The following is a 15,564-nucleotide window of genomic DNA, read 5'->3' on the forward strand; positions in this document are numbered from 1 at the left end:
TCGATGCGTGAGAAAGGCAAGTCCGCGGAAGAGATCGCGGCGGCGTTCTTTGTCTCGGCCAATGTGGTGAAGCAGAGACTGAAGCTCGCCGCGGTGGCACCTGCCCTCCTCGGCGCCTATGCTGAGGAGGAACTGACGCTCGACCAGCTGATGGCGTTTACGGTCGCGCCCGATCATGAACGCCAGGAACAGGTCTGGGAGGCGCTGAAGCGGCATTACTCCAGGCAGCCCTACGAGATTCGCCGCATGCTGACCGAAGGTGCGGTGCGCGCCTCCGACCGGCGGGCGCAGTTCGTCGGTCTCGACAATTACGTCGAGGCGGGCGGCGATATCCTGCGCGACCTGTTTCAGTCCGACGATGGCGGCTGGCTGCAGGATGCGGGGCTTCTCGACACCATGGTGGCCGAACGGCTGCGCGAGGAGGCCGATGCGATCCGCGCCGAGGGCTGGCACTGGGTCGAGGTATCGACCGACTTTCCCTACGGCCATACCTACGGGCAGCGTCGAATCCGCGGTGAGACCGAGCCGATGAGCGATGAAGAGGCCGCAACCTATGCCAGTCTCAGCGAAGAGTATGAACGGCTTCAGGACGAATATGCCGATGCGGACGATCTGCCCGACGAGATCGACGCCCGTCTCGGCGAGATTGAGACGGCGATGGAGGCTCTACAGGATCGACCGGTCCGGTTCGAGCCGGACGAGCTCGCCATCGCGGGGGCCTATGTCAGCATCGACGGGTCAGGGCATCTGCGCGTCGAGCGCGGCTATGTCCGTCCCGAGGACGAGCCGGTCGAGGAGGCCGACGAGACTTCGGTCGACTCCGACTCCGTTGGTAGTGACGACGCTTCGACCGACGCGGCGGAAGATGCCATCGCCGACCCAGCCGACGAGGAAGACGAGGACGACGGCCTGAAACCGCTGTCGGACCGGCTGGTCGCGGAGCTGACGGCGCATCGCACGCTCGCCCTGCGCGACGCGCTGGCGCGGGACCCGCAGGTCGCCTATCTCGCGGCGCTGCACGCGATGGTGCTGCGGCTCTTCTATCGCTACGCGCTCGACAGCTGCATCGAGATCGAACCGCGCTCCGCCGCCTTCGGGGCGCAGGCACCCGGCCTCGGCGACACGTCCTACGCGTTGGCGATCGACACGCGCTCCGAGAGCTGGGCGAAGAACTTGCCGAAGGCGCCGGAAGATCTCTGGGATGTCCTGATCGAATGGGACAGCGACAGCCGCGAAGGGCTGTTCGCCCATTGCGTGGCGATGTGCGTGAACGCGGTGCACGATCCGCATTACCGCAAGCCGCGCCAGATGGCCCACGCAGGCTCGCTGGCCGCGACGATCGGGCTCGACATGGCGGCGGCGGGCTGGACCGCGACGGCCGACAGCTATTTCGGCCGTGTCACCAAGGCCCGCATCCTCGACGCGGTGCGCGAGGCGAAGGGCGACGCCGCTGCCGACCGGATCGCGGGCCTGAAGAAGCCCGAGATGGTCACGGCGGCCGAAGAGCTGCTCGATGGCGCGGGTTGGCTGCCCGATCCGCTGCGAACTCCGCCGCTCGCCGACAGCGACGACGACGCGGAGATCGAGCTTGTGGACGACACGGTCGACGACGCACCGAGCGATCCGGAGGCGGAAAACGCCGAGACGACCGTGCCCGAACCCGCTGACGAGCCGACCGAGTCCGTCGCCGCCGAATAGCGCCGTCTCATCACCGCCATCACAGGCCCGGCCATCGCGCCGGGCCTTTCTCTTTTCCAGGGAGATCAGAGATGACCGATAGTACATCCAATCCGACCTTCGACATTACCAAATGGGAAGCCGAGCAGCGCGCCCGCACGGCCGCCGCCGACGCGATCCGGCCTGCCAACAAGGCGGCGCTCTTCGGAGCGCTTGCAGATGCTAAAATCACCTTCGTGACCGTGGAATTTGACGGCTGCGGCGATAGCGGACAAATCGAAAGCATCGATGCGAAGGCCTGCGAGGCCGATGCCGACCTGCCCGATGCCACGATCACGCTCGCCACACTCGGCTGGCGCGATACCGAGCCCGTCGAGCGCAGCATGTCCGTCCGCGAGGCCGTCGAAGATATGGCGTACGATTGCCTCGCCCAGGAGCATGGCGGCTGGGAAATCAATGCGGGCGCGTTCGGGACCTTTACGTTCGACGTGGCCGACCGATCGATCACGCTCGAATTCAACCAGCGCTTCGAGGATGTCGACTCCTCTGAACACGTATTCTGAGGGGGGCGGACATGGGACATCCCTATCACCATGCGCTGTCCTCGGCGCGGCGCTTCGGCGGCGTGCCCGAGGATTACATCGATCTCCATGCCTGGTTCGACGAGAGCAAGAGCCAGACCGCCGATTTCCGGCACCGGGCGCTGCGCCACCACGCCGAAGGCATCTTCATGCTGGAACGCTTCTTCGATGCAACGATCACCGCCTCTACCGGACGTGTCGTCCCTGTGCGCCTGATCGGCGAGCAACATGTCATCGAGGATCTCGGCTTCATCCCGAGCTTCGCCGATTGGGTGCGCTGCATCCGTCCCGAACCCTGGATGGGCCGTGCGCAGCCGATCCATCGGATCGTCGATCCCTTCGCCGCGAGCGATGGCCGAAGCACCGAACCGAAGGTCGCGCAAAGACAGGCAATCGGTGGCGCGCGGTCGATGGCCGATGCGGCCAGTTCAGGAGATGATACTGCGGTTACCGCCTTCGTCAAAGGTGACAACTGAGCAGGGGAGACTCCCCCCTCCCTCGCACTTGGGGCCTGCCGGACGCGGTGGGCCCTCTTTTTCTGCCTGCAGCCAAGGAGGCATCATGGAAAACTCTGCATCCGAAATTGCGGAACGGCTCGCGCGCGACGCCGACGCCGTCTGTCACCATTACCTCTCGAAGGGATGCCGGCAGGGGCGCTATTGGATCGTCGGCGATGTCCGGAACACACCCGGGCGGAGCCTCTATGTCCGGCTTACCGGCCCAATTTCTGGCCCCGGCGCGGCGGGAAATTGGACCGACGCGGCAAGCGGGGATCATGGGGACCTTCTCGATCTCATCGCGCAGGGCCTTGGCCTCGGATCGATCGGCGACGCCATGGAGGAGGCTCGCCGGTTCCTGAACCTGCCGAAAGCCGACCCGCCCGTCCGGGAGAGTCGGGATCCTGCGCCGGTCGGCTCGCCGAAGGCCGCCCGGCGCCTCTGGGCGATGGGACAGCCGATCTCCGGCACTCTGGCTGAACGATATCTCGTCGGCCGTGGGATCTCCGGCGTTCGGAACACCGGGGCGCTCCGCTTCCATCCCCGTTGCTACTATTGGCGCGAGTACCGCAAAGAGGACGACGCCCCGGAGACATGGCCCGCCTTGCTCGCCAAGGTCACCGATCCCGACGGTCATCTGACGGGACTGCACCGCACCTGGCTCGACCCGGAGAGTGCGGGCAAGGCGCCAATTGATCCGAACCGCAAGGCGATGGGCCATCTGCTCGGCCATGGCGTCCGCTTCGGTACCCCGGACGATCTCCTGGCCGTCGGCGAAGGGCTGGAGACCATGCTCTCACTTCGCATGGCGCTCCCCGGATTGCCCGCAATCGCCGCGCTCTCCGCCAGTCACCTCGCAGCTCTGGTCCTGCCGCAGGGGACCCACCGCCTCTATATCGCTGTCGATCGCGACCCGGCGGGCATGGCGGCGGCGGACGCGATCGCAACCCGGGCGGAGGACGAACGGATCGAGGCGATCCGGCTCTGGCCCGCGGGCAACGATTTCAACGACGACCTCCGCCGGACGGGCCTCGCCGAGATGCGGGCGCAACTGCGTCCGCAGCTCGCGGCGGCCGATGTCGCGCGGCTGCGCGTCGACGAGGCTCCCTGACCGTTCGCACCGTCGGGCATCGCAGTCGATCATATCGGATCGCCATGCGACGAGAGCCGCGCCCGACGGCCTTCCGAGAGGGGCGAGACGGAGCGGAGACCGCCCGGTCCGGCAACGGCTGCGGCGACACCGTTTTCCGCCGCCGAACCAAAGAGGGTTCGGCTTTGCATCGCGAGGCAAAACGGCGTCGCCTTCGCCGTCCTCCGCTGCGCTCCGGCCGATCCCGAGGATCGGTGCAGGCCCGGTCGGCCCCCGCTTTCCCGGCGCCCGGGAAGGCCGCGCGAGGCGCGGTTCCGACAGCAAGAAAGGCGACCCCGACATGACCCGACACGATCCAAACACCAGCTCCGCGACCGCCATGATTCTCGACGAATTGCAGCTCTACGGCTACCGCCCCTTTGCGGACGAACCCGACCCCCGCCCGCTCCCGGAGGCCAACCGGCTCGGCGGCGCGCTCGCCGACATCTTCGACGCCCTCGTCGCGACCCTCGCGGATACGCGTCTCGAGCCCGACCTCGACGACCTCCTGTGGTCGACGACCAATATCTTCCACCGCATGGCCGCCCGGATCGACCGGGATCTCGACCACAACGAACAGGCGCAGAAGCGGTCCCAGCGCGAACAGGACGGCTCCGAGATCCGCTCGGTCGAACTGGAGCAACTCACTGCCGAAGGCATCAGCTTCATCGAACGCCGCAACGCCTACGAGGCGATGCGCGATAAAGCCGCCGACCTCTTCGAGGCGCATCTGGGCCAGGCCTGGCATCCGCGCAGCGGCTCGAAGGTCAACCGCCGCACCCTGACCGCCGCGGTGATCGACAGCCGGGACTATCTCTCCGCCAAGCGCCGCACCGATCTCGAACCGCTCCTGCCCGAAGGCCCGAAGATCGCGATCACTGGCGGACAGGACCACGCCGACACGGACGCGGTGTGGACCGTCCTCGACAGGGTCAAGGCCAAGCATGCCGATATGATCCTGCTCCATGGCGGATCGCCCAAGGGCACCGAGAGGATCGCCGCCTACTGGGCCGACAACCGCAAATGCCCGCAGATCGTCTTCAAGCCCGACTGGACCCGTCATGGCAAATCCGCGCCGTTCAAGCGCAACGATCGACTCCTCGACACCGTGCCGATGGGGCTCGTCGTCTTCCCGGGCTCCGGCATCACCGACAACCTCGCCGACAAGGCCCGGGCGATGGGCATCCCGCTCTACGACTTCCGCCCCCGAAAGGAGGGCTGAGGGCGCATCCGGTGATGCCCGGAACGCATCGCGGCTGGCCGCGCCGGTGCATACCGGCGTGGCCCGTTTTCTGCTATGCTTTCACTTCCCGTGGCGGTTGTGGAAGCGCAATCCTCTACGAAGGAGATCCGCCCATGTTCGTATCCACCATCGCCAGCATTCTGGGCCTCGGCTTCTTGCTCTATGTGCTCTTCACGCTCGCGGTCTATGCGCTGCCGGTCTTCGTCGCGATGAGCGTCGGGATCTATGTGTACGACACGGATGTCGGCGTTCTCGCGGCGCTCGTCTCGGCCTTCCTGTCAGGCGCCGCGACGCTGGTCTTCGGCCAGATCGCGTTCGCCACGATCAAGTCCGTCCCCGTCCGGCTCGCTCTCGGCGCGCTTTACGCGCTGCCGGCCGGGGTCGCCGGGCTCCATACGATCAAGGGGCTGTCGGAGATCGGCGGCGCGGGTGAAACCTGGACGCTGGTCTTCGGCTGGATCGGCGCGTTCGTCGTCGGCGGCACGGCCTGGGCACGCATCGCCTCCCTCGCCGGACCCGACGAGACGCACCCCGGCTGACCCGCGCCGTTTGACTGCGGGCGCGCGGCGAACGATGGGAGACGGCCGACCACCCGGGACGAGGCATCGCCCTCGGAAGGGCGCCTCACGTTGGGTCGAAGCTCGGATCGACCACGATTGTCGCCACCGCCCTCGTCGGAAAGCTTGGAATGGGCGTCTTGATATGAGGGGGCAGTTCCGAAGGTTGCTCATCGAGGCGTTGCTGCTGGTCGCACTCTACTATCCCTTCTCCCTGCAGGCCTGCCAACAGAATTGAGACTAATCGCCGCCGATGTGTCGTCCGGATTCCTGGACGAGGCACGTTCTTTGCTCTCTCGAAATGGCGAACGAGCCGATTGGGGCCGATAGCGGTCATCCGAAAACCGCTAGACCAAGGTGAAAAGCGGACACGGCTGGACGGAAGGATAGCGGACCAAGCCGACCTTCGACAAACGGCAGCTTTCGGAGCGGGGACAGAAACGGTGGATTATGTCCCCATAACATCTCGCCTTATGTCATGACTCCTTCGGTCCTGCGACCTCGTTCATCGAGATATCAAGGGAGACCGGAATGACCTCATCAAAATCAATTCTGCTCGGCCGCACAATTGCCGAGGCCGCGCCACTCGGCTTCGCCGCGAGCACTACTGCGTTTGGAGGCGGTGAGATTATCACCGACGAAAGCGATGCAGGCCTTGTGACCATCGCAGGAACCGGCACTGGCAAGGGCGTCTCGCAGGTGATCCCGGCCGCCATCACCTATCCCGGCTCTATGGTTATCATGGATGTGAAGGGCGAAATCGCGGGCGTGACGGCCCGCGCTCGCCGCGCCTTGGGGCAGGAGGTCGTCATCCTCGATCCTTTCGGACAGAAATCGGACGCGTTCAACCCGATGGAGGCGATCAATCCGGCCAGTCTCGATGCGCATGATCAGTGCAAACGGTTGGCGCGGATGATGCGCGGCGGGTTTGGTGCCATGCTGGACCCGTTCTGGGAGGACATGGCGGAAATGATCGTCGCCGGAACCCTTCTTTTTCTTGCAACCCACATCCCCCGTGAGAAGCGGGCCCTGCCACTTCTCCATCGCATGTGGGGCGTGGCGGATCATCTCGAGGAGATGCTAGTCGCAATGCAGCATTGCGATCTTCACGGGGGCGCGATGGCTGCCGCGGCCAGGGCCTATACGGACGCGCCGGAGAAGACCCGCAACTCGATCCTAGCGACGCTGCGCGGTCAGATCGCATTCTTGGCATCGGCTCGCGCGAAGCAAAGCCTGGAGGGCGACTGGGGCCTTCTCAAGCGCATTCGCGAAGCCCGGCCCATGACGATCTATCTGCGCGTACCTCCACACCTTCTGTCGAGCCACGGAAAGCTGCTGCGCGTCTGGCTGGGGGCGATTCTGACGACGGTGGCCGAACGCCGGGCGCGGCCCGCCATCCCGGACCTCTTCCTTGTCGACGAGGCGGCCACGCTGGGCCATCTGGACGAACTTTTGACGGCGGCCTCGCTCTTGCGTGGATACGGTCTGCGAACCTGGACCTTCTGGCAGAGCATCGGGCAGATCACCGGCCTCTACGGGGATCGGGCGTCCGAGATACTCGACAACGCGGGAACCCTGTCGATGTTCGGGGCCGCCAATGCGGCGTCTGCCTGGTCGCTGGGAGCCCTGACCGGCTACGAGGGCAAGATCCTTGGGATGCCAGGGTCCGAGCAGATCCTTTGCCGCCAAGGTCGGGAACCGATCCGGGCCGCGAAAATCGACTATCGAACCGAGCCTTCTTGCCGCGGGCTGTTTGACCCCAATCCGTTCCACACAGCGTGCCCGGCAAGGGTTCGCAGGGGCAAGGTGGCGGCATGAGAGGCCGCGTTCTGGAACAACGCGATCTGCAGGAGCGTACCGAAGAACTTCGCCGGTCGTTCACCGATGAGGACGATGGATACATCTGTACCTGCATGGTCGCGGACGATTCTCGGTCGCTGCCGCCACCGGCGCCGATGGATGCTCGCGAGCGCAAATGGGTGGCTGCAAAGCTCCTTCGGCCGGTCAATGCCGACACGGCGGCGGAACTGGACGGATTATCCGCCGAAGAGAACCTGATGGTTCACGAGGAATACTGGGCAATGACCGTCGGGCGGTTGGAAAATGAACCTGGTCCGAACCGCTTTAAGAGGCTCGCTGCGCAATATACGCAGACCAAGGTTTTCGCTCTCAGAGCCTGGAGGATGGCATCAGTCTCCGACCTTCAGGATGAGCCGTGAAGAGGGCCGGTTGGCTCTTCATGCTGCAAGGGAGCAAAGGTCCGAAAGTCCGCTGTTTGCCGGACTAAGAACAACCAAGCGTTTCACGATGAAGAGCTTGCCTGCACAAAGGCTAGCGCGCGCAGCGCGCTTCGTAGCCTCTCGGCCCTCCTAGCGAGAGGACCTCGAGCCTACTACGCGCGCAAAGAGGGGTCAAGACCTCTCTATTTCGCGGGACCTCTCACCCCTTCAGAAAATCGGGAGAGGCCCATGCCGAACCATCGCGGTTCGCACGCATCGCGTGCAGTCATCATCTTTTCGACCACTCACCGGATCGAGGTAGCGGCGCTCGAGCGGGCGATTGCAGGCGGCATCGCCCGCGGCAGCCTCGGCGCGGCTACGGCCGAGCACTATGAAGAAATTGCGGCGGAGACGCGTCTCGCCATTGCCGAGCACGCCGCGGCAGGCAAACGCCTGACCGGCAAGCTCTCTTCTCTCGCCTTCCGCATTGCCTACAACAAGACCCGCGACATGTTCCGCCGAACCCGGGCCGATGCGCTGGACCGTCGCCGCGACAGCGAAGCCGCCAGCATCGCGTATGAGAGCGCGCGCTGCGAGGCCGAGACCGCAGAGATTCGCCTTACCCGGCTCGGTGAGACAGCCTTGAAATCCGCCCTGCTGCGCAAAGCGCTCGAGCGCACGAAGGACAGCGACCGCTTCGTCCTCGCCGCGATGCTGGCCCGCGAGACACCGATGCCTCGCGGTGACGCCGCAGAGCGCAAGGCCGCCAACGCCACCGCACAGGCCGAGAAGCGCGCGAGAGACCGCCTGACCGAGGCTGTAGGAAGCGCGTCGCGATAAGATCTTGGCGAATGCAATCGATCCCGCCGTGGAATTGGCGGGATCGTCATCAATCCACCTCAAAAAGTATCAACCTTCCGCTGTCTAAGACAGCAAGAAATGGAGAGCTCCACATGGAAACCACCTATGCCGCCAGTGATGATTGCTGGCCCTATTTTAACTGCGCGACTTGCGATGGTGAGGCGAGTGATACCGATAATACGGGGATCATGTTCCATGGCGGATACGGCTCGACGCGATACGACACGTCCAGCCTCGTCTGGATTGTGCGTGGCGAAGATGTGTTTCCGCATGGATACATCTGCGACGATTGCATCGACCGGGCGGTGTCCGACGGCAAACTTGAAAAGTTCCATACCAGTCTCGGCGACGACGAGACCGGTCTAAACCTGTCTGCGGCGGCCTATCGCGAGCTTTTCGCTTACGGCGCACGCAAAGCCTATCATACTTTCTGGTCCCAGCGCGAAGACAGCCCATATTACGAGGAGCGAAATCCTGCAGCGCTGGAAGAGGCGATCAAGGACATGCGCTATCGGCTGAGCGGAGACATGGTGGTGTCATGCAGTGTTTCCATGAAGCGCATTCCAATCGGATGGGAGGCAGTGGATATAGGCTACGCCCATGCCGTGTCGGCCATAACCTTTGGGTGTAGCGAGGCCGATCCCGGATTCGAGAAGGCGGCTGAGACCTGGGGATCGGCGCGAAAGGCGCTCGACGCCGAGATGGACAGGTGCTGGCACTCGACTGAAGAAATGTTCGAGGCGATGATGAAAGAGGCGGATATCGAACCTGACAATGGCAAGGCATGACCTCGGGAGCTTCCCGGACCATCAGTCGGTCATCGACGTTTCGGGCGACCCGCTCCAGAGATATCCGCGCGCAAGACCCCAGTCGGACACCTTCAAACTAGGCGAGCCGCTCTCCATGGTGATCTCGAAGACAGCCTGAGGATCGGTTGTGGTCATCTCCCGGTCGAAATCCGGGACAAGGCTGCCCTGCTCGATTGTGCCCCAAACGGCCTTGGCTGGTATCTCGACGCATCCGATCTTTCGCGGGGACGGCACTGAGACGACCCGGTAGAAGGTGATCCGCCGGATCGTGGCGCCGAAATTGTACACAAAAACGGCACCCACCGGGATGTCGTGGGGTGCCAGCTTCCTTGCCAGAGCTTCGGCGCGACGCTCTTTCAAGATCCGACCCAGGTTCGGAATGTCCTGTTCGACGATTGGAACTTCATCGAACCAGGTGGTGACCTGGGGGGCGAAGAAGAGCGCGACGAGAGTGCCGCCCCGGTTGCGGGCGACTATTACCGCCGCGGCGCTCTCGGGGTCGAAATGAGCCTCTAGAGCGACATGCGTCTTTCTCGCGGTGAATACACGCTTCCTCATACGGTTGCGAATGGTTTCGGGTTTCGGTGCCACAGTGAGATAGTTTCCGTTTCAGTGTTGTTGGCCTAACGAATTGTTAACCCAACGTAATTCAAGACACGGTCATAAAGTTGCCCGCTTCTTGGAGAAAAACGCACCAGACCTGTCATGCCCGCATTCCGGCTGCGACATCTGATATAACCAACCACATGAACGAGGAATCGACTAATGTCCGATAGCCCCAACACCACCATCATTGTTGCCAAGCCCGAGAAAAGCGTGCTCGCGGCATTCTTTCTGACCGTTCTCTTCGGTCCTCTCGGCCTTCTCTACGCGACCGTTGGCGGTGGTATCTTCATGATTATCGTGGCAATGATCGTGGGTGCCATCACCTTTGGGCTCGGCGCCCTAATCACCTGGCCTGTTGCCGTGATCTGGGGCGTGCTTGCTGCGCTCGCGTCCAAGCGTGGTCGGCCCAAGGCGACCTGAACGGCTGGATCAGGATAGTCCTGCGTTTGTCCCAGTTCTACCAACACCTTCAGCCATTCCACCGCCACAAGGAGAGTTTGTTCATGTCTGACTCAACCCGAGCTTCCGTATTGGCCACATTGACCGAGATTCGTGCGAAGCCGTTCACGCCCGGCCGCGAGAAAGCCAAGGCGAAGATGCAGGCGGCGCTTGCCAGAATGTCCGCTCATGCCGCCCGGGCATCGAAAGGCGGACCTGTCACGCGCGCCATGACCACCCATGATCGCGAAAGCCTAATGACGATCGCTGACGACGCGACCCGGAGCGACGGCGAACGCGACCGGGCAAAGGCCATTCTCGACGGCGATGGTGACCTTCGCCATGGCGATGTGGAGTTCCTCAAACGCGCATCCTGAAACGACCAAGCAAGAAAGACCTATCATGATCAACCGCAGAACCCTCCTCATCGCAGCCCCTGCAGCCGTTCTTGCCGCCGGCACTGCATCGGCGCAATCGGCTGGCGTGACCGTCGAGGAAGTCCGGGCAGTTTTCGACCAGCGCCCTATTGATACTCGCCGAATGGCACAGCAGGGCTTGAAAGCCGAAGGGTACTATACTGGTGCGATCGACGGCGCCTGGGGTCCGGGCACAGCCGCCGCATACCGGGCGCTGATCGCCTCGGCCCGCTACCAGAGACACGCATCCCGCTGGACATGGTCGCGCGATGTCCAAGTCATCGAGACTTTGCTCTTCTTGAACTCGGACGCCTATCTGTAAAGCCCGCGGAAGGCGCTGTTTCACGGACATTGAGATGTCTGCACCAGCGCCTGACCGACTTTCCCAACATCTACTCTTGAGCTTGCTTTGAACGATACGACGCGACAATTGGTGAACACGCGCCCCGCCTACTTTCTCGACTTTGAGGCAAGTTCATTGGCCAGCAACAGCTGGCCTGTGGAGATTGGGATTGCTCGGGTTGTCGATGGCGCCGTCGTGACGGAGTCGCAGCTTATCAAACCTCACCCGAGTTGGGAGGAAGCCGCATGGTCATCGGAGAGTGCCGAGGTTCACGGATTGAGTCGTTCAATCCTCGATGCCGAGGGGCTGGAGGCTTCCGAAGTAGCGAAATGGTTCAAGGAACGGAACATCGGGCTGGCGATCAGCGATGCCCCGTAATTCGAACAGCGCTGGCTTGTCCGGCTATTGGCGACCGATCCACCTTTTCCCGCGGTTCAGCTGCTGGACTTCGACAGCTATGTGCGGATGACCTTGCCGGACGCGGTGTCAGTATCGCGCGTCTATCGTACGAAGGACGCACAAGGTCCGACGCCGCATCGTGCGGGACCGGATGCCGAGCGGCTCGCACGGGCTTGGTTGAGCGGCTCAATCTAGTGACCTGATATGGGTCGAAAGCTGAAGCTAGAAAGTGATTCCACTATGATAGAAGACGAGATCCGCGACTGGCACCTCAATAGCCTGACAGGAAAGCAGGAAGGCTCACCCGAGCGAGCACGACCGGACGGCGAAACAGCCTTGGTTCTTCTTGGACCGGCAGGAGTCGGAAAGACTTTTACTCTTACCCACGCGGTTAAATTGATTGAAAAAGAGATTCGCGCGACAAACAGGAAGGCAATCCTGACTTGGGACGTGATGGAGGTCGATCGGGACACCGCAGAAGAGAGGTTAGCCTTTCTCGAGAACCTTATCTTCGGAGCGAAATCCCGCAATCGGACTCTAAGATTTAACAACTACGCCTTTGCCTTGGCCGCTTATGCGCGGCGACGGCGACCGGGTTTGAAAGCCCACGAATCCCATCCGGAGTTTAACCGAATGCGCAAAGCCGTGTTAGGTCTGGGCGGTGCGGCCGGTGGCGCCATGCTCGAACTTCTGAATGAGATCGGGTTGGACAAGCATTTCGATGCTGCCATCGACCTGATTGAGCAGTACGGTGACCGCCCTCCCGAGGGCTTCATGTCGTTTGCAAGGAACGTCCTCGGTGGTCTGTCCGGTCAGGGGCTCGATTTTGCCGCACAACATGTCGGCGAAGGCGCGGCTGAGAAGGCGGCAAACACACTTGAAAGAAGACGCAGCGAATTCCGGCAGCGCGTGCGGGACTTGTCTGAAAGGAACGGTGCAGTTGCTGATCCGACCAAGCAGCTCGAATTGCTGCTGCCGGAAGCGTTCGCCTTGGATTGCGCGTTGAACGTGGAGAAAGGTCACGACCTGAAGGTTCTCGCCATCGTGGACCGCGCCGAGGCCATAAGCGCGGAGCAGACCCTAGCCTGGATCGAGAAGCTTACGAAGAGCCCCTCCGCAATTCGCCTGATGCTAGGAGAGCGTATCCAGTCCAGAGAGGAAGACCGTTTTCTCTCCCGTTTCACCGTGCAATTCCCCGATGCCGGAAGCCGAATTAAGGTGCGTGAATTCCAAAACAACCCGGTTGGCGTCAGGAATGTTCTGTTTCAGCACAAGGTGCCCGAACCTCTCTGGCCTCGTGTCGAGGAGCGAGCAGAGGGACGACCGATTTACGCAAAGCTCTGGTCCGAAATTTTCCACCGAAACTATGAGCGGTTGGGGGATGTGGACAAGGCCGCCGACTTCTATCCGACCGGACAGCACATCATCAACTACTATCTGGCGAACATGCCGGAATCCATGCGTCTACAAATCGAACTGGCCGCCGTGGTGCCGAGCATGCCAATTGATGCCTTTTTCGCCATTCTCAACTCTGAGAACATCGGAGAGGGTGCGGCGCGACCCGAGGACGTGCGGGCCATTGGGCGCGCAACAGCACCAGAGGGCCGCATCGAGATTCACGAGGAGCTGCGCCACGCCCTTCTGGATACTGCGTCGGAGAGGCGCAAACGATGGCTGGAGGGCAAGCAGTACCAGCTCGCACTATGGGCGCTCCACAAAATCGCCATTCCGGAGCGGAACGAGACACGGGAAGATCGAGCTGCCTATCTCGGGTTGTTCGAAGCTGCGGCACTTTCGATCAATGCGGACCGGTTGTCCAAACTTGCCGTTTTGGCACGCGCCGCGGATTTCGCCACAATAGGTGGTGTTTCCGATGTCGTTGATCTGCTGAGGGGGCCAGCCCTCGGTCGGCACAGGCAACGTACGCAGGCATGGACGCGCAAACTGATCGAAGCCGGTGAGCAACTCGCGGAAGCAGAGGCTCTCTATCCCGCCCCATCCGAAGAAGAAATGGGAGATGCGGACGACCTTCCGAGCGAGCAATCGGATTCCGTACTGGTCCACTGGCTTGCAAGGTTCGCCCGCGGGCAAGCCGAAGTACAGGATCGAGCGTCGTTTTTAGCGCTGCATTATCTCTCGCTCAACAAAATCCTTGATCAAGATCCACAATTGGCGGCTTTAAAGAAGACGGTTCATCGGTTGATTGACTGCTTCCATACGCTCTATCCGGAATTCGCCCTGAGGCGCGAAAGCCACAAGACCGCAGTGGTGGATCTTCAGAAACCTCACCCCGTCGTTGGGATGAATCTCTACGAAGCAGCGCTCGGCATTCTCGATTGCCCGGAGAGATCTCTCAGGATGGCCGTTCTCGCCAAGCCATGTAATGAGAGTTTCTTGGAAAAGCGTTACGCGATACTGTCGCCGGTCTCTTCGGATGCAGAGGCCTTTATGGCGCGCGTATTTTGTCCCGGCAAATCTAAACCAACCGAGCCTTGCAGTTTCGCTATCAATGCGACGACGTTCCCTTTTGCGTCGCCGGACGACCATCTTCTTGTGGCTCGGCGGCTTGATGAACTGAAGGAAGACGAAGTCGCAATGAAAAGTATAGCCACGGGGTTTTTCAACGTTGATAACCATGCCCTTTACAATGGCGAGCCCGAAACCGTGGGCAGGACCATTTTAGCAGGTATAGAAGTTCTTGGTTTGAGCGACGAAGAACAGATACAAGCCTTCGTCAACGTGCTGGCTGATGAAGTGCTGTGGTATCGCTTTGTCGTTCACCACATGGCGCAAGCTTGGAACGACGACGACATCTTGGCGGCGGCTTGGAGACTGAAATGCGTGGAAGACGACGATACCGCCCCTGTCCCCTTCGACGGAGGACCGAGACACCTCCAACCGGAACTACCAAGCGCGATGTCATACGAGCAATTCCGCGGCTACGAGCGTGCTGAAACCCTGTCCGGGGGGCCATTGCTGTGGTCGACGCGGCGACTGGGTACTCGAGAGGGAATGGCAAGGCGCGCCTATCTGGCGCGGTTCTCGGACGGTCGCGCGCTGCATCCTCATCTAAAATATCTAACCGGCGGCTACGCGTTGGATCCAAAGGGATTTGAGCAATATAATCTGACCCGGACCGCCAAGGGCCAAGAGCAGCTCATCGGCTACGACGAAACCGCCGAAGCGTTCGATGCGAGAACCAGGGCCGGTATCGCGTTTACCGACATTTTGGGTGATTTCTTGGAGACGGGCGATACCCTCTGGCAAGCCGGATCAATTCACTCGTCTTCCAACGCAGCCTCGTGGATCGATCATTCTCGTGGCATCCTGCATGAAGTGTGGAAAGATTGCATAAGGGGTGCGTGGTTCGAAGGGAAGGAACACGGGCATCTTGTGAGCTTCATCCAGGACGATCACGCGGACCCCTATGTCGCATATCCCGCGCTGGAGAAGGTGGATTCCGAATTCGAAATCGAGATCGCCGTTCCCGTAGAAGCGCAAGAGTTCGATCCCCGCACCTCGCCATCCTTTGTCCGCACGGTGAGAGCTGCCCAGATGTACGACGCTTACGTCCATGCCGCTTTGTCGCGGCGAAGATCGACCGGGTAAACTTTTGTATTGCGGAAGACGTCCGTGCCGGACCACGATGCATGGCAGCGGGTTCGGCGACAATCCCAGGGGATGCGGTCGCGCGGATCACCGAACGGCGTTGCCCGATCCATTCGCGGCAAGGAACGACCGGGCTGTCCGGTAAGAAAACGGTGCTTTCTGGCCGTGTCGAAAACGATC

The 15,564-nt window shown here is 61.9% G+C and carries 16 protein-coding genes; 15 read left to right on the top strand and 1 reads right to left on the bottom strand.

Annotated elements, in window-relative coordinates; genetic code table 11:
- The 10 genes from ILP92_RS17855 to ILP92_RS17900 all read left to right on the top strand — a co-directional run.
- Positions 1-1,698 (top strand): ParB/RepB/Spo0J family partition protein (locus ILP92_RS17855; RefSeq protein WP_214650092.1); only part of this gene is annotated, 1,698 nt, incomplete at its 5' end.
- A gap of 71 nt (positions 1,699-1,769) precedes the next feature.
- Complete coding sequence (locus ILP92_RS17860) at positions 1,770-2,240, top strand: DUF6878 family protein (protein WP_198917774.1); 471 nt, start codon at positions 1,770-1,772, stop codon at positions 2,238-2,240.
- A gap of 11 nt (positions 2,241-2,251) precedes the next feature.
- Positions 2,252-2,734, top strand: coding sequence for a DUF6915 family protein (locus tag ILP92_RS17865; RefSeq protein ID WP_235971579.1), 483 nt, complete (start codon positions 2,252-2,254; stop codon positions 2,732-2,734).
- A gap of 85 nt (positions 2,735-2,819) precedes the next feature.
- Positions 2,820-3,866, top strand: a complete 1,047-nt coding sequence (locus tag ILP92_RS17870) for a DUF7146 domain-containing protein (protein ID WP_198917775.1) — start codon at positions 2,820-2,822, stop codon at positions 3,864-3,866.
- 319 nt (positions 3,867-4,185) lie between these two features.
- On the top strand, positions 4,186-5,106 hold the full coding sequence (locus tag ILP92_RS17875) for a DUF2493 domain-containing protein (RefSeq protein ID WP_198917776.1): 921 nt from the start codon (positions 4,186-4,188) through the stop codon (positions 5,104-5,106).
- 134 nt (positions 5,107-5,240) lie between these two features.
- The gene (locus ILP92_RS17880; protein ID WP_198917777.1) at positions 5,241-5,666 is read left to right on the top strand and encodes a hypothetical protein; all 426 of its coding nucleotides are present in this window, start codon (positions 5,241-5,243) and stop codon (positions 5,664-5,666) included.
- A 549-nt stretch (positions 5,667-6,215) separates the two neighbouring features.
- Positions 6,216-7,502: a type IV secretory system conjugative DNA transfer family protein gene (locus ILP92_RS17885; protein ID WP_198917778.1), complete on the top strand. Its 1,287-nt coding sequence runs from the start codon at positions 6,216-6,218 to the stop codon at positions 7,500-7,502.
- Positions 7,499-7,903 carry a hypothetical protein gene (locus ILP92_RS17890; RefSeq protein WP_198917779.1) on the top strand — a complete coding sequence of 135 codons (405 nt, stop codon included), beginning with the start codon at positions 7,499-7,501 and terminating at the stop codon, positions 7,901-7,903. The genes ILP92_RS17885 and ILP92_RS17890 overlap by 4 nt, the downstream gene beginning before the upstream one ends.
- A gap of 249 nt (positions 7,904-8,152) precedes the next feature.
- A complete protein-coding gene (locus ILP92_RS17895; protein ID WP_198917780.1) occupies positions 8,153-8,743 on the top strand; it encodes a hypothetical protein in 591 nt (196 codons plus the stop codon).
- 113 nt (positions 8,744-8,856) lie between these two features.
- Entirely contained in the window at positions 8,857-9,552 is a 696-nt protein-coding gene (locus ILP92_RS17900) for a hypothetical protein (RefSeq protein WP_198917781.1), read from the top strand.
- A 21-nt stretch (positions 9,553-9,573) separates the two neighbouring features.
- On the opposite strand, the gene ILP92_RS17905 is transcribed toward ILP92_RS17900, so the two are convergent.
- Positions 9,574-10,164, bottom strand: coding sequence for a hypothetical protein (locus ILP92_RS17905; protein ID WP_198917782.1), 591 nt, complete (start codon positions 10,162-10,164; stop codon positions 9,574-9,576).
- Positions 10,165-10,338: 174 nt separating this feature from the next.
- Here ILP92_RS17905 and ILP92_RS17910 point away from each other — a divergent pair, with 174 nt between their 5' ends.
- From ILP92_RS17910 to ILP92_RS17930, 5 genes are all read left to right on the top strand, one after another.
- A complete protein-coding gene (locus ILP92_RS17910; protein ID WP_198917783.1) occupies positions 10,339-10,599 on the top strand; it encodes a hypothetical protein in 261 nt (86 codons plus the stop codon).
- Positions 10,600-10,682: 83 nt separating this feature from the next.
- On the top strand, positions 10,683-10,994 hold the full coding sequence (locus ILP92_RS17915; protein WP_198917784.1) for a hypothetical protein: 312 nt from the start codon (positions 10,683-10,685) through the stop codon (positions 10,992-10,994).
- Positions 10,995-11,019: 25 nt separating this feature from the next.
- Positions 11,020-11,355 (top strand): peptidoglycan-binding domain-containing protein, encoded by a 336-nt coding sequence (locus ILP92_RS17920; protein WP_198917785.1) that lies wholly within the window; start codon positions 11,020-11,022, stop codon positions 11,353-11,355.
- An 87-nt stretch (positions 11,356-11,442) separates the two neighbouring features.
- On the top strand, positions 11,443-11,754 hold the full coding sequence (locus ILP92_RS17925) for a hypothetical protein (protein WP_198917786.1): 312 nt from the start codon (positions 11,443-11,445) through the stop codon (positions 11,752-11,754).
- Between the two features lie 261 nt (positions 11,755-12,015).
- A complete protein-coding gene (locus ILP92_RS17930) occupies positions 12,016-15,384 on the top strand; it encodes a hypothetical protein (protein WP_198917787.1) in 3,369 nt (1,122 codons plus the stop codon).
- The last annotated feature ends 180 nt before the right edge of the window (positions 15,385-15,564 follow it).

Source organism: Palleronia pontilimi (genome assembly GCF_016412875.1).
Lineage (GTDB): Bacteria > Pseudomonadota > Alphaproteobacteria > Rhodobacterales > Rhodobacteraceae > Palleronia > Palleronia pontilimi.

What these genes read in the sequence shown, in the direction of transcription:
- ILP92_RS17860 (WP_198917774.1), top strand. Translation starts at nt 1,770, where the DNA reads ATGACCGATAGTACATCCAATCCGACCTTCGACATTACCAAATGGGAA.
- ILP92_RS17865 (WP_235971579.1), top strand. Translation starts at nt 2,252, where the DNA reads ATGGGACATCCCTATCACCATGCGCTGTCCTCGGCGCGGCGCTTCGGC.
- ILP92_RS17870 (WP_198917775.1), top strand. Translation starts at nt 2,820, where the DNA reads ATGGAAAACTCTGCATCCGAAATTGCGGAACGGCTCGCGCGCGACGCC.
- ILP92_RS17875 (WP_198917776.1), top strand. Translation starts at nt 4,186, where the DNA reads ATGACCCGACACGATCCAAACACCAGCTCCGCGACCGCCATGATTCTC.
- ILP92_RS17880 (WP_198917777.1), top strand. Translation starts at nt 5,241, where the DNA reads ATGTTCGTATCCACCATCGCCAGCATTCTGGGCCTCGGCTTCTTGCTC.
- ILP92_RS17885 (WP_198917778.1), top strand. Translation starts at nt 6,216, where the DNA reads ATGACCTCATCAAAATCAATTCTGCTCGGCCGCACAATTGCCGAGGCC.
- ILP92_RS17890 (WP_198917779.1), top strand. Translation starts at nt 7,499, where the DNA reads ATGAGAGGCCGCGTTCTGGAACAACGCGATCTGCAGGAGCGTACCGAA.
- ILP92_RS17895 (WP_198917780.1), top strand. Translation starts at nt 8,153, where the DNA reads ATGCCGAACCATCGCGGTTCGCACGCATCGCGTGCAGTCATCATCTTT.
- ILP92_RS17900 (WP_198917781.1), top strand. Translation starts at nt 8,857, where the DNA reads ATGGAAACCACCTATGCCGCCAGTGATGATTGCTGGCCCTATTTTAAC.
- ILP92_RS17910 (WP_198917783.1), top strand. Translation starts at nt 10,339, where the DNA reads ATGTCCGATAGCCCCAACACCACCATCATTGTTGCCAAGCCCGAGAAA.
- ILP92_RS17915 (WP_198917784.1), top strand. Translation starts at nt 10,683, where the DNA reads ATGTCTGACTCAACCCGAGCTTCCGTATTGGCCACATTGACCGAGATT.
- ILP92_RS17920 (WP_198917785.1), top strand. Translation starts at nt 11,020, where the DNA reads ATGATCAACCGCAGAACCCTCCTCATCGCAGCCCCTGCAGCCGTTCTT.
- ILP92_RS17930 (WP_198917787.1), top strand. Translation starts at nt 12,016, where the DNA reads ATGATAGAAGACGAGATCCGCGACTGGCACCTCAATAGCCTGACAGGA.